At 73.2% G+C, this 13362-nt stretch carries 13 protein-coding genes; 5 read left to right on the plus strand and 8 right to left on the minus strand.

The window, feature by feature from the left end; all coding sequences use genetic code 11:
- Positions 1-7: 7 nt before the first annotated feature.
- The gene (locus tag JOM49_RS30655) at positions 8-742 is read left to right on the plus strand and encodes a sulfite exporter TauE/SafE family protein (protein ID WP_209667657.1); all 735 of its coding nucleotides are present in this window, start codon (positions 8-10) and stop codon (positions 740-742) included.
- Here the strand turns inward: JOM49_RS30655 and JOM49_RS30660 are convergent.
- The 8 genes from JOM49_RS30660 to JOM49_RS30695 all read right to left on the minus strand — a co-directional run bounded on the left by JOM49_RS30660 (position 717) and on the right by JOM49_RS30695 (position 8938).
- Positions 717-1490, minus strand: a complete 774-nt coding sequence (locus tag JOM49_RS30660; RefSeq protein WP_209667658.1) for an MEDS domain-containing protein — start codon at positions 1488-1490, stop codon at positions 717-719. The genes JOM49_RS30655 and JOM49_RS30660 overlap by 26 nt on opposite strands.
- A 78-nt stretch (positions 1491-1568) precedes the next feature.
- Positions 1569-1952, minus strand: a complete 384-nt coding sequence (locus JOM49_RS30665) for an STAS domain-containing protein (protein ID WP_209667659.1) — start codon at positions 1950-1952, stop codon at positions 1569-1571.
- A 56-nt stretch (positions 1953-2008) separates the two neighbouring features.
- Entirely contained in the window at positions 2009-2350 is a 342-nt protein-coding gene (locus JOM49_RS30670; RefSeq protein WP_209667660.1) for an STAS domain-containing protein, read from the minus strand.
- On the minus strand, positions 2347-3384 hold the full coding sequence (locus JOM49_RS30675) for a cobalamin B12-binding domain-containing protein (RefSeq protein ID WP_209667661.1): 1038 nt from the start codon (positions 3382-3384) through the stop codon (positions 2347-2349). The genes JOM49_RS30670 and JOM49_RS30675 overlap by 4 nt, the downstream gene beginning before the upstream one ends.
- Complete coding sequence (locus JOM49_RS30680) at positions 3381-4988, minus strand: PP2C family protein-serine/threonine phosphatase (RefSeq protein WP_308158931.1); 1608 nt, start codon at positions 4986-4988, stop codon at positions 3381-3383. The genes JOM49_RS30675 and JOM49_RS30680 overlap by 4 nt, the downstream gene beginning before the upstream one ends.
- A gap of 87 nt (positions 4989-5075) precedes the next feature.
- Entirely contained in the window at positions 5076-6995 is a 1920-nt protein-coding gene (locus JOM49_RS30685) for a glycoside hydrolase family 84 protein (RefSeq protein WP_308158932.1), read from the minus strand.
- A 67-nt stretch (positions 6996-7062) separates the two neighbouring features.
- Positions 7063-7803 carry an endonuclease I family protein gene (locus tag JOM49_RS30690; RefSeq protein WP_308159075.1) on the minus strand — a complete coding sequence of 247 codons (741 nt, stop codon included), beginning with the start codon at positions 7801-7803 and terminating at the stop codon, positions 7063-7065.
- Positions 7804-8038: 235 nt separating this feature from the next.
- On the minus strand, positions 8039-8938 hold the full coding sequence (locus JOM49_RS30695) for a LysR family transcriptional regulator (RefSeq protein WP_209667662.1): 900 nt from the start codon (positions 8936-8938) through the stop codon (positions 8039-8041).
- Positions 8939-9140: 202 nt separating this feature from the next.
- Here JOM49_RS30695 and JOM49_RS30700 point away from each other — a divergent pair, with 202 nt between their 5' ends.
- From JOM49_RS30700 to JOM49_RS30715, 4 genes are read left to right on the plus strand one after another with little or no spacing between them, the layout of a single operon-like run.
- The gene (locus JOM49_RS30700) at positions 9141-9986 is read left to right on the plus strand and encodes an LLM class F420-dependent oxidoreductase (protein ID WP_209667663.1); all 846 of its coding nucleotides are present in this window, start codon (positions 9141-9143) and stop codon (positions 9984-9986) included.
- 17 nt (positions 9987-10003) lie between these two features.
- A complete protein-coding gene (locus JOM49_RS30705) occupies positions 10004-10912 on the plus strand; it encodes a zinc-binding dehydrogenase (protein ID WP_209667664.1) in 909 nt (302 codons plus the stop codon).
- Positions 10913-10969: 57 nt separating this feature from the next.
- Entirely contained in the window at positions 10970-11686 is a 717-nt protein-coding gene (locus JOM49_RS30710; protein ID WP_209667665.1) for a CPBP family glutamic-type intramembrane protease, read from the plus strand.
- Between the two features lie 57 nt (positions 11687-11743).
- Positions 11744-13114 (plus strand): PepSY-associated TM helix domain-containing protein, encoded by a 1371-nt coding sequence (locus JOM49_RS30715; protein WP_209667666.1) that lies wholly within the window; start codon positions 11744-11746, stop codon positions 13112-13114.
- Positions 13115-13362 lie beyond the last annotated feature (248 nt).

A 13362-nucleotide genomic window follows, 5' to 3' on the forward strand; every position in this document is an offset into this window, starting at 1 on the left:
TCAAGGGGTGCTGCTCGGGATGCTGTTGCTCGCCGTGCCGGTGGGCCTGCTGATCGGCACGGTCGGCGTCGGCGGTGTGCTGCTGCCGCCCGCGCTCGTGCACCTCGGCGGGTTCGGCGTCCCCGCGGCGGCGGGCACCAGTAGCTGGGCCTTCCTGTTCACCGGCGTGGTCGGCACGCTGGCCTACGCGCGGCACGGCACCATTCCCTGGCCGCTGGCGGGCAGGCTCGCGCTGGGCGCGGCGCCCGCCGCGGTCGCCGGTGCCCTGGTCAACGGGCTCGTGCCGCCGCTGGTGGTGTGGCTGGTGCTCGGCTCGATCACACTCGGCGCGGGGGCGCACCGGTTGCGGCGCGGCAGCGGCGGGGACCGCACCGCGCTGCCCACGGCCACCGCCGTGGTCACCGGGGCCGTGGTGGGGTTCGGTTCGGCGCTGACCGGCACCGGCGGGCCGGTCCTGCTGGTGCCGGTGCTCTCACTGCTCGGCGTCGCACCGCTGGCGGCGGTCGCGGCCGGGCAGCTGATCCAGCTCCCGCTGGCGGCGTTCGCGGTGCTCGGCTACGGCACCACCGGTTCTGTCCACTATGGACTCGGCACGCTGCTCGGGGTGGTCGCGGCGGCCGCGGTGGTGGCAGGTGCCCGGTTCGCGCGGCGGCTGCCCGGCACCCGGCTGCGCCAGGTGTCGGCGGGCCTCCTGCTCGGTGTCGGGGTGTTCCTGTTCACCCTGCCCTTCTTGCCGTCGTGACCCGGCCCGCGGTCGCGAAGCCGAACAGCTCCCAGCACCGCAGGAACGACGGGGGCGGGTCGACCAGGGTCAGCCCCAGCGCGGGGAACGCCGCGGTGACCCGCGCCAGCACCCGCATCCCGGCCACGTCGATGAACCGCAGGTCGTCGAAGGTCAGGCGCATCCGCGCGGACATGCCGGCCGCGGTCGTCATCGCCACTTCGAACGCATCGGCGTTCGAGCGGTCGATCTCCCCGCTGACCCGCCATTCGCCACGGCCGGTGCTGCCCATCCGGAACCCGCTGTCCTCCCGGTTCGCGCCGAACGCCCGCGGGTGCGCGCACATCGCCGCGCCGACCGCCGCCGGGGTGAACCCGTCGTTGCGGTAGGCGCAGACCATCGTGGCCCCGGCTTCGCTGACCACGCGATCCAGGTCCAGCTCGAACTCCAGCAGTTCGCGCGCCGCCAGCGAGTCCAGGCCGAGCTCGCGCATGTCGGCGACCACCCGGATGCCGCGGAAACCCTCGCGCTGCGCGGCGCTCACCTCCGCGCGCAACCCGCCGACCAGGCCCGCGCCCAGCGAAAAAGGGGCCAGCAGCGCCGCGCCGCGACCCCACGGCTCGGCGGAGCCCACGACGATGACCTTCTCCCCCGCGTGCCCGCCGCGCGCCCGGGCCATCCCGACCAGTTCCTCGTATTCGGACTGGGAGTCGAGCACCACGCCGACGTGCCCGTACACCGTCGTCGGCTCCTGCCCGGACGCGTTCACGGCGGGAAGCGTAGACGCGCGGTGAACCGCGTCCAAGCAGATTCGCCCGTGTGCACGAATGGGCCGTCGACGGCCGGTTCAGCGTTCGCGGACCCAGGCGACGGCTTCGGAGACGCTGCCGGCGATCGGCAGCATCTCGCGCAACTGCAGCACGGTGATCGGCCGGATCACCGCGGGCGACACGGCGACCAGCGCGAACCCGGTGCCCGAGGTCCGCGCCCTGGCGGCCGCGCGCAGCAGGGCGTGCAGGCAGCTCGAATCGCAGAACCCCACGCCGATCATGTCGATCACCAGGCCCTCGCCGCCCGCGTCGAGGGCGGTGCCCAGCGCCTCCCCGAGGTCGTCGACGGCGGCCAGGTCCAGTTCACCGGAGAGCGAGACGACCGTGACGCCGTCGCGCTCGCCCACCGCGACCGACCACAGCCCGCCATCGGCCGGGTGGTCACCAGACTCCGCGGGCATGCGGTCCTCCCCTTTTCGTTGTGCGCACCGAAAAGCACTCCCGGCCGGGCACAAGCTTAGGTGTCGTGCCCGTGGCGCTCGGCGACCCCGGTGGCCTCGCCGGTCAGGTAGGCGAACGTGCCGGTCACCTGGAGCAGCCGGTCCAGCGCGCGGCCGCGGTTGTCCAGGAGCACCGGCACACCGGCGGCGTCGGCGCAGCGGCGGACCATCAGCAGGGCCGACAGGCCGCTGGAGTCGCACAACCCCAGTGCGGCGCAGTCGATCCGGAGGACGCCGGCGGTGCCCAGCCGCGCGGTGGCCAGCGCGGTGAACTCCTCGGCGGAGGTGTAGTCGAGGTCCCCGTCGAGCCGGAGCACCGCGGTGCGCTCGTCGTGGGTGGTGGTCCAGGTGCAGATCATGCCGGTTTTCCCAGGTGTTCGAGCGCGCCGATGAGCAGGGAGTGCGCGCGGGGGAAGTCGCGCAGCTCGACGGCGAGCAGGTCCAGTGCGGGGCGCAGCGATTCCGCCGGCACCCCGCGCACCGAGAGGATCTCGGCGGTCCAGGTCAGGAAGTCGAAGAAGAGGGCGTCGTCCCCGACGTAGAGCGAGGTGGCCAGGAACTCCACGATGTGCGCGATGTCCTCGGCGGTGTACTGCCGCTGGAGTTCGGTGTACTCGCGCATGGCGGGCACCCGCTCCTCGATCCCGGTGTAGACCGCCTTGACCAGCCGGGCCGCGGTCCGCGTGACCATCGTGTACTCCTGGTCGGCCAGGTGCGGCAGGTCGTCGATGACCTCGTGCACCCCGCGCGGCCGGGGCAGCGGGCCCGCGGTGAGCCGTTCCGCCGCGGCCCGGGCGTCGGCTGCCCACGCGTCGGCGCCCAGCAGGCCGGCGTAGCGGCCGTCCGGGCCGAAGGCCGCGCCACCGGCGATCACCGGCACCCCGGCGGCCTGGCAGGCGGTGATGGTGGCGTGCGCGGTGGGCAGCCGGGGCGCCAGCGAGCCGGACAGCGCGACCGCGTCCGGGCCGGTCCGGTGCAGGTGGGTGATCAGGTGCGGCACGGGCACCTGGGCGCCGAGGTAGTCGACGGTGAACCCGCGCAGCCGCAGCGTCTCGGCCAGCAGGCGGGCGGGCAGCGCGTGCCATTCGCCGTCCACGCAGGCCACGGTGACGCGGCCGAGCACCGCCCGCGGTCGCGGGCGCGAATGCACCGCCGCGGCGATCACCCGGTCGTTGATCGCGGTGGCCGCGTGCTCCTGCGCCACGCTCAGCCGGTTGGCCGCCCATTCCAGGCCGACCCGCCGCTGGACCACGCCGACCACGTCGAGCAGGGCCGCTTCCAGGTCCAGCCCGGCGTCGAGAGCGGCGAGCACCGCCTCCACCGCGGCCTGCTCGTCCCCGCCGACCGCGGCGCCCCAGAGCCGTTCGACCGCGGTCCCCACCGGCGTGCTCATGTGGTGTACCTGCCTCTTCCGAGCCCGCCGACCGCGGTCAGGTGCTGCCCGCGCGGGGCGGTGATCACCAGTACCGCCATGTCGTCGTGCGGGTTGCGGCCCGCCCATTCCGAGGCCAGCATCTGGACGCGTTCCGCGACGGCCTCGGCCGGCATGCCGGCGCATTCGCCCAGCACGCGCCGCAGGCGTTCCTCGCCGAACATGGTCTCGCCGAGCGGGCCGCCCTTGGCCTCGATGATGCCGTCGGTGAAGAGCAGGCAGCTCTCCCCCGGCTCCAGGCGCGCCTCGGCGGAGATCGATTCGATCTCGGGCAGCACGCCGATCACCGTGCCCGCCGTGGGCACCTCCTCGACCCGGCCGTCGGCGCGCACCACCAGCGGCGGCGGGTGCCCGGCGCTGGTCAGCCGCAGCCGCACCCCGGTGCCGTCCCTGGCCACCGAAGCCAGCACCAGGGTGACGAACCGGGTGTTGTGCGAGTTCAGCAGCGCGCCGTTGAGCAGGCCCAGCATGCGGTGGTGGTCCTCGGCGAGCGGGAGCAGCGCGTGCAGGGTGTTGCGGACCTTGCCGGTGAGCACGGCGGCTTCGAGCCCCTTGCCGCAGACGTCGCCGAGGATCGCCAGCGTTTCCTCACCGCCCGCGAGCGCGGGGTGCACGTCGTAGAAGTCGCCGCCGACCCGGTCGGTGTCCTGCGAAGCGCGGTAACCACCGGCGAACTCCACCCCGGCGACCTCGGGCAGCACCGGCGGCAGCAGCTCGCGCATGAGGGCTTCGGTGATCGAGGTCTGCTCGGCGAACAGGCGGGCCGCGGCCATCGCCGCACCCGCCCGCGCGGCGAACAGGCGGGCGAAGTCCTCCTCGGAATCGGCGAACGGTTCGCGTTCCCGGTGGCGGAGCAGGATCAGCGCACCGGCGGGCACGCCCTGCCCCGGCAGCGGCGTGACCACGATGGAGCCGACCTCGCCGAAGCCTTCCGGCACGAGCCAGGCGGGCGCGTGCTGCGGGTCGAGCCACCGCGAAGGCACCGGCGGGAACCCCTGCAGCGCCTCGCTCAGGCCGGGGACGTCCGCCGGGTTCATCAGCAGCTCGGCGTGCTGCGGGCGGCCACCGCGCACGCAGCTGGTCATCGGGTGGCGGCGGCGCGTCACCGGCGAGATCACCACCGCGGCGTCGGCGAGGTGCCGCGCCGACAGCTCCGCGGTCACCTCCATGCAGCGCTTGAGGTTCAGCGAGGACAGCAGCGCGTTGGACGCCTCGCCGAGGAAGGCGGCGCGCTCGCGTTCGAGCCGGAGGCCGGTGTCCTCGACCAGCCACCAGCTCACCCGGCCGTCCTCGTGGCGCACCGGGTGCGCGGTGAAGCTGCGCCCGTCCACCTGCCCGGAGACCGGCACGGCGGAACCGGCTCCGGCCAGCCACGCCGGCAGCACGGCCGCGGCCGGCCTGCCGATTCCGGCGCCGGGGAACAGCAGCGCCGCCGCTTCGTTGACCGATTCCAGCAGGCCACCGGCGTCGAGCACCACGGCGGGATCGGGCGCGGCCAGCCAGGCCCCGGCGGCCACTTCCGGGCACACCACTACCCCGGTGGGTCGCTCCAGCTCGTTCGGCACCCCGGGACACCTTCACCTTTGACCGCAGACTCGTTCAGGGTCAAGGGTTCCTCATCGCCGGGCCGGAGGCAAACCCGGGTCCCCCGCTCAGCGGCGCCCCACCAGCCCGGGGGCGTCCGCGAGGAAGGCGTCCAGCACGCCGTCGGCGACCCGGACCGGGCCCTGCGGGCGGGTGGTCCCGGGGATCGTGCGGATCTTCGCCGCCTCGGCGGCCAGCCGCTCCGCTTCGGCGAAGGCGCGGTCGGCACCGGCCGGGTCCGCGGCCGCCAGCCGGACGCCGTCCACAGTGGACTGCAGGGCCCGGCCCCACAGGGTCAGCGCGTCCAGCCAGGGCTTCGCCTGCGCGGAGAAGGCCGGGTCGGGCACCCCGGCGCGGATGCGCTCCGGGGCCGCGGCGAGCAGGTCGGCGTACTGGTCCAGTCGCCGCAACGCCGCACCCCGCGGCGCCGCCCGCACGGCGTCCACTTTGGACTTCAGCACCGGGGCCTGCGGTTGCCAGACGACGTCGCCGAAGGTGGGCGCCAGGTGCTGGGTGTCGAAGAAGGCGAGCAGTGCCTCGGCGGTCTTCGTCTCACCCGCGGCGAGGTAGTCGGCCGCGGCCCGCCAGGTGCGCCCGGCGTCGTAGTCCTGGTCGTTCCAGGCGAACGACGCGCCGCCGAACAGCGCCACCTTGCTCGGGGCCGCCTGGTTCATCGGGTTGAGCACGATGCCGCCGAGCGCGGTGTGCAGCCCGGCCTCGCGCTTGTCGTAGGGCGCCAGCAGCAGCCGCCCGGTGGTCTGGCCGTAGTCGTTGACCGGGTAGTTGTCCCACAGGAAGACCTTGCGGCCCCACACCTGGGCGGCCTTCTCCGCGTCGGCGACGCTGATCGACGGCGGCACCACGTCGGTACCGGTCCACTGGACCACGATCCGCTCGTCGAGGGTTTCGCGCAGCACCTTCTTGTACGGCGAGTCGGCCACGTCGGAGTACTCGGTCGGCACCATCTGCAGCGGCTGCGCGCCGGCGGGGTCGAGGAAGTCGCGCTGGACGCCGTTGAGCAGCTCGGCCTGCGCCCGCCCGGCCGCTTCCTGACCGGGAGCGCCGTAGACCTGCTCGTCACCGGCGCAGTTCCACTTGGTGTAGCTGATGTCGTCGAGCGCGATGTAGAAGCTGTCCGCACCCTGCTCGTGGATGGAGGCGAGCTTGTCGCGCAGCGCCTGGATGTCGGCCGGGTCGCTGTAGCAGATCGAGGGCCCCGGGGAGACCGCGTAGGTGAACTGCACGTGGTGCCCGGCCGCGGCGTCGATCAGTTCCTTGATCTTCGCCAGTTCCGCGGCGGGATAGGGCTCGCGCCACTTCTCGCGGAGGTAGAGGTCGTCCTTGGGGGTGTAGATGTAGGTGTTCGCCTTGATGTCGCCGTAGAAGGCGAGCTGGTCGAGCCGGTCCTCGTGGGACCAGGGAGCGCCGTAGAAGCCCTCGATGCTGCCGCGCAGGGCCATCAGCGGGAAGTCGGCCACCTTGGCGGCCGCGATCCGGCCGGGTGCGGCGAGCTGGCGCAGGGTCTGCGCGGCGTAGTACACGCCGTCGCCGTCGTTGCCCGCCAGGGCGACCAGGCCACCACGGCCCTTCGCCCGCGCTGCCAGCGAATACCCCTCGGGCCGCAGCTCACCGGGTTTCGCGCCACCGGCTTCCGCGAGCGCTCCGGACACGTCGGGGTCGGAGAGCAAGCCCGCCACCACGGTCAGTTCGGCGCGTTCGCCGACGATCTCCCGCGCACCAGCGCTTTCCAGCGTGCGGCGCACCAGGTTCGCGGTCGCTTCGTCGGCGCCGTCGCCGAGGACCAGCCCGACGCGGGCGGGCACGCGCAGCTGGCGGCCGTTGGTGTCGATCGACTGCGGCGTCGGGGTGACCACCGGCAACCGGCTCTCCCGGCCCGGTGGAACCGCGGTGGCCGCCGCGCCCGGCGTCAGCCCCATTGCGACGCCGAGGACGGCGGCCACCGCGGTGGCTCGGATTCGTGCGGGCACCGGACCTCCCTGATGATCTTTGGTCCAGACCACCAGGGATCCGGCGCCCAGTCAAGACCGCCCGCGCCTAGTACACGGAGTCGGCCCACTCGGAGTGGTCGATGAACGGGTTGCGGTTCTTCTGGATACCGAAGATCGCTTCGTTGCGGTTGCGCTCCACGCTGTCGACCGGGTCCTGCTCGTGCCACTGCAGCAGCACCGAGACCTTGCCGATCGCCGGGGCCGCGCCGTTGCCGACCTGGTCGTTGGGCTCGAGGTCGGGGAAGCCGTCGCCGCCGTCCCAGCGCACGCCCATGTACAGGATCATCCTGGCCACGTCACCCTTGACCGCGTCGCGCGGCTCGAACGAGTCGTCGTCGGTGAGGTTGCCCGGTGCGCCGTCGACGGGCTCGCCACCGGCGTCGAAGTCCTTGTTGCCGCGGATGCTGTTCACCGTGACGTCGGTGGCGCGCAGGTGGTGGATGTCGGTGCCGGGCCCCGGCGAGGTGCCGAAGTCGCCGTGGGACTTGGCCCAGGTGTGCTCGCGGTTCCAGTCGCCGGAGTCGCCGCCGTTGGCGTCCTTGCTGCGTGACTCACCGCTGTAGAGCAGGGTCACGTTGCTCGCGTTGGCCGGGTCCTCGTCGGTGGTCTTGAGCGCCCCCCATACGTCGTCGTAGTTCAGGGTGCTCACCCCGGAACTGATGATCGTGTGCAGTGCCGCCTTCAGTTCGGCGCCGGTCTTGCCCTCGGCACCGGCGTAGTAGTCGTCGGCCGCTTGCGCGGCGGGCACCGCGACCAGGCCGGTCGCGGCCAGTGCGGCGCCGGCCACGGCCGTGCTCACCGCGCTCACCGCCTGCCGCAGGATTCGCTTGGTGGCCACCCAGGATCTCCTCACCACTGTGCTCTCACGGTCGGTGAAAGACTGACAGCAAGGAGATCGCGTTGACTACCGACGAACGGAGGTCAACCGGTGGATCCGCCGGACCGCCCCGGCGAGCGAGCAGGTGCCGTGAATGTGGCTTTCACGGCGGAATCGGCCATGAAAGCCACATTCACGGCACGTCTCAGGGCTTCCCGGCGCACAGGCACTGGAAGAAGGCTTCGACGAAGACCTTGATGGCGCGGCGGTCGTCGTCGGCTCGCCAGACCACGGCGAGTTCCGCCGGGGTGAGGCCGGTGACCGGGCGGAACACCAGGTCGTCGCGTTCGTAGATGGCGGCGTTGCCCGCGGCGAGCAGCACCACGCCCAGCCCGGAGGCGACGGCCTCGAAGGTCTCCTCGGCGGTCTCCGCCTCGGTGGCGATGCGCGGCGGGGTCTCCCGTTCGTCGACGGCCAGCCAGAACCGCCGCAACGCTCCGGCGGACGCGGGCAGCGCGATGAACGGCTCGTCGGCGAGTTCCGCGAACGGCACCTCCGCCAGCGCGGCGAGCCGGTGGTCGCGCGGCAGCGCCACCCACCGGTCCTCGCTGGCCACCACCCGCCAGGCCAGGTCCCCGCTGTCCGGCACCGGCAGCCAGGCGACCGCCACGTCGACCTCGCCCCGCGCGAGGCCCGCGGTCGAGTCACGCCAGGCGATCTGGCGGAACAGCAGGCGCCAGCCGGGCAGCAGCCTCGCCAGCTCGGCCGTCACACGCGGCATCAGCCCGCGCCCGGGCCGCGTCTGGAAGCCGACCGTCAACGTGGCCTCCTTGGCCGCCGCCGCTTCGGCCACCTGGCGCCAGGTCTCGTCCCACAACCCGAGCAGCTGCTTCGCCCGCGGCAGCAGCGCCTCCCCGGCCGCGGTCAGCGTGACGCGCTGGTGGTCGCGGTTGAACAGGGTGACGCGCAACAGGTTCTCGAGCTGGCGGATCTGCTTGCTCAGCGCGGGCTGGGAGATGTACAGCCGCTCGGTGGCCGCCTTGGTGAAGCTCAGCTCCTCCGCCACGGCGGTGAAGTACCGGAGATCCCGCAGATGCGCTTCCATAGCCAAAGGTTATCCAGTCGGAATCGGTGACGAATGTGGCCACGCTCCGTGGCTCGTTTGGTCTTGTCAGACGCGCGGAGCTGACGCTGCGTTACGTCCTGAAGGACAGCGGCATGCAAGCGTGACGCGCGAGTACCGATAACCGACGGCTATCACGCCAGGTCTTGGACGGGAACCGGGCCACGACCGCACGATGGGCGGCATGGAACTGGGTGTGCACGGGTTGAACATGAAAGCGACGCTGGGGCCGGCCGACACGCGGCGGCTGGCACGACTGGCCGAAGAGCTGGGTTACACCTCCTGGTGGGCCGGTGAACACGTGGTGCTGCCCAGCCCGCGGACCGCCGACTCGCCGATGGAGCCCACCGACGGCCTCCTCGATCCGCTGGTCCACCTGGCCTACGTCGCGGCGGTCACCGAGCGGCTCCAGGTCGGCAGCGCGATCGTCATCCTGCCGCAGCGCAATCCGCTGGTGCTGGCGAAACAGGCCGCCAGCCTGGACGTGCTCAGCGGCGGCAGGCTGCTGCTCGGCGTGGGCGCGGGCTACCTCGAACCGGAGATGACCGCGATCGGCGTGCCGATGGCCCGGCGCGGCAAGCGCACCGACGAGTACCTCGACGCCATGACCGCGTTGTGGACCGAGCCGAAGCCGGAGTTCCACGGCGAGTTCGTGGACTTCGCCGACATCGACGCCCATCCGCGGCCGGTGTCGCCGGGCGGGCCGCGGATCGTCGTCGGCGGGGCGAGTCCGGCGGCGTTCCGGCGGGCGGTGTCCCGTGGGCACGGCTGGTTCGGCAACGGCACCGCCGACGACCTCCCCCAGCATCTCGAAGGACTCCGCCGCGCCGCCGAAGAGGTGGAGCGGCCCGCCCGGCTGGGCAAGCTGGAGATCACCTACATGCAGCTGGAGCCGGTCGCCGTCGACCCAGCCCAGGCCCGCCGCTACGCCGACCTCGGTGTCGACCGGCTGGTGATCTACCCACTCCCCCTCGAAGACCCCGACGACGTGGCGAAGTTCCTCGAACACCACGCCGGCCTGATCCGCTGAGAACGAGAGGAACTCCCATGCGTGCCCTGGTGCACGACCCCGCCGCGCCCCGCGGCCTCCGGCTGGCCGAAGTCCCCGAACCCGTGCCGACCGCCTCCCAGGCGTTGGTCGGCATCAAGGCCGTCTCGATCAACTTCGGTGAGGTCGCCTACCTCGCCGAGCGGCGCGAACCCGGCGAAGTGCCCGGCTGGGACGCGGCGGGCGTGGTCCTCGAACCCGCGGCGGACGGCTCGGGCCCACCGGCCGGTGCCCGGGTGACGACCTTCGGCTGGCGGGACGGCTGGGCCGAGCACCGCGCGGTCGACACCGCGAACCTCGCCGTGGTGCCCGACGGCGTGGACCTCGGTGCCGCGGCGGCGCTCCCGGTCGCCGGGGTGACCGCGCTGCAGGCGGTCCGCGCGCTCGGCGCGGTGCTCGGGCGGCGGGTGCTGGTCACCGGCGCGGCCGGGGGCGTCGGCCGGTTCGCCGTCCAGTTGGCGGCCCGAGCGGGCGCCGAGGTCGTCGCGCTCGTCGGCAGTCCCGCTCGGGGGGCGGGGCTGCGCGAGCTGGGCGCGGCGGAGGTGGTCACCGAACTGACCGGCGAGCCGCTGACCGGCGTGCTGGACAACGTCGGCGGTCCGCTCCTGGCCGAGGCGTTCGCCCACCTCGAGGCGGGCGGGGTCGCGCTGGCCGTCGGCAAGGCTTCCGGGGAGGCGACCACGATCGACTGGGAGGCCGAGCGCCTGCGCGGTGGTCACCGCCGGCTCGAACCGTTCGTCATCTCCGTGCCGCTGGGCGACGACCTCGCCTACCTGGCACGACTGCTCGGCCGCGGCGAGCTCGACCCGCAGGTCGATCACCGCGTTCCGTGGGAGCGGGCGACCGACGCGGTGGACGCCCTGCTGTCCCGGCGGATCCGCGGCAAGGCGGTCTTGGACCTGCACTGACCTGCACTGACCTGCACTGACCCGGCGAGGCGGCGCGTGGCGATCTACGGTCGGGGCATGAGTGTGCGCACCGGCGGTGGTCCCCGCGTGCTCGCCGTGGTGGTGGCCGTGCTCCTGCTCGCCGCCGCCACCTTCCTGGCCAACCGCGTGCTGCCGGGCTGGGCCTACCCGGTGTGCGGCACGATCGCCGCGCTGCTGCTCGTGGTGCTCGCCCGCGCGTCCGGCGTGGCGTCGCCGGAAATGGGCCTGGGCAGGCGGCACCTGGGCCGCGGCGCGGTGGTCGGCCTGATCGGGATGGGCGTGGTGCTGCTGGCCTTCGGCGTCGCACTGGCCGTGCCCGCGTTGCGCCCGCTGTTCGACGACGGCCGTGTCGGCTCGCCCGACCTCACCGAGGTCCTCTGGCAGACGCTGATCCGCATCCCGCTCGGCACCGTGCTGATCGAGGAGGTCGCCTTCCGCGGTGTGCTGCCCGCGCTGCTCGGCGCGGACCAGCGCTGGCGGTGGGGCCCGGTGCTCGGCGCCGCGGGCCTGTTCGGGCTCTGGCACCTGCTGCCCTCGCTCGCCCTGGTCCGCAACGCCGCGGTGGCCGAGACCTTCGGCGGCTTCCCGCTGTGGCTGGTCTCCGCGCTGGCGATGCTCGGCGCCGCCGGGGCCGGGGTGTTCCTGCACTGGTGGCGCCACACCGGGCGCAGCCTGCTGGCCCCGATGGCGGTGCACACCGCGACCAACTCCGGCGGGCTGGCCGCCGCCTGGCTGGTCCTCGCGCACCGCTGAGGCGACCGGCGCCGGATCGCCGGGAACTTCCCGCGGCTCCCGGCCGACTGTAGCGACGTGACCACTGACGAGTTCGTTGGAACCGACCCGGAAGCGGCGAGAGCGCGGCGTCGCTCAGCGCGTCCGCTGCTGCTGCGCCTGCACTTCTACGCCGGTGTCTTCATCGGCCCGTTCCTGCTGGTCGCCGCGCTGACCGGACTGCTCTACATCTTCACCCCGCAACTGGAGCAGGTCGTCTACGCCCACGAGATGACCGTGCCCGCCGGCTCCTCGGCCCAGCCACTGGAGAGCCAGCTCGCGGCCGCGCGGCAGGCGGTGCCCGACGCGACCGTGGTGCGGGTCCGGCCGGGACCCGAGGCGACCGACACCACGCAGGTCATCTTCAGCAGGCCCGATCTGGAGGCCAGCCACTGGCTGACCGCCTACGTCGACCCGTACAGCAGCGAGGTGCGCGGGGTGCTGGAGACCTACGGGTCCAGCCAGGCGACGCCGGTGCGCACCTGGATCGACCAGCTGCACCGCGGCCTGCACCTCGGCGACTTCGGCCGGTTGTACAGCGAACTCGCGGCGAGCTGGCTGTGGGTGGTGGTGCTCGGCGGGCTGGTGCTGTGGTGGTCGAAGCGGCGGCAGCACCGCGTGGCCGACCGGCACGCGAAGGGCAGGCGCAAGCTCGTGTCCTGGCACGCCGCGACCGGCTCGTGGGTCGCCATCGTGCTGCTGTTCCTGTCGGTGACCGGGCTGACCTGGTCGCAGTACGCCGGGGAGAGCATCACCGACGTGCGCCAGGCACTGTCGTGGCAGACGCCGACGCTGTCCGCCAGCATGTCCGAGCACGCCGAACACGGTGGCCACGCCGGGCACAGCGAGCACAGCGGCTCGGCCCCGGTGACCGACGCCGGACCGGACCGGGTGCTGGCCGCGGCCCGCGCGCACGGCCTCGACGGGCGGGTCGAGCTCACCCTGCCCAAGGAGGGCGAGGTGTACCTGGTCAAGCAGATCGAGACCGGCTGGCCGTCGAAGCAGGACACGGTGGCGATCGACCCGGCGAGCGCCCAGGTGCTGGAGACGCTGCGGTTCGACGACTACCCGCTCGGCGCCAAGCTCGCGCGCTGGGGCATCGACGCGCACATGGGTATGCTGTTCGGCCTGCCGAACCAGCTCGTGCTGGCGGTGGTCTGCCTCGCGCTGATCACCATGGTCGTCTGGGGTTACCGCATGTGGTGGCACCGCAGGCCGACCCGCGACGGGTTCGCCATGGGCAAGCCCTTCGCCCGCGGCGGCTGGCGGTCGATGCCCCCGGCGGGGCTGGTCGCGCTCGTGGTGGCCGGGGCGCTGGCGGTCTGGTTCCTGCCGGTGTTCGGCGTGACGCTGATCGGGTTCCTGGTGGTGGACGCCCTGCTGGGGCTGCGCAAGTCCCGGGTGCGCTGATGCCCGGCGGAGATCCTCGCGCGCCTGCCCGGGTGCGACCGGGCGGCGTTCGCGGTGTTCGAGCGGCCCCGGGTGCTGCAGTGGATTCGCGGCATCCACCGGCGCACGAAGTGGACCACGTCGGTGTGCACCGGCTCGATGATCCTCGGCAAGGCCTAGCTGGCCTCGCTGCTCGCCGACGACCGCACGGCCCAGGCGTTGCAACTCGCCGTCGAGTACGACCCGCGCCCGCCGTTCGACACCGGCAC

This window comes from Amycolatopsis magusensis (assembly GCF_017875555.1).
Taxonomy (GTDB): Bacteria; Actinomycetota; Actinomycetes; order Mycobacteriales; family Pseudonocardiaceae; genus Amycolatopsis; species Amycolatopsis magusensis.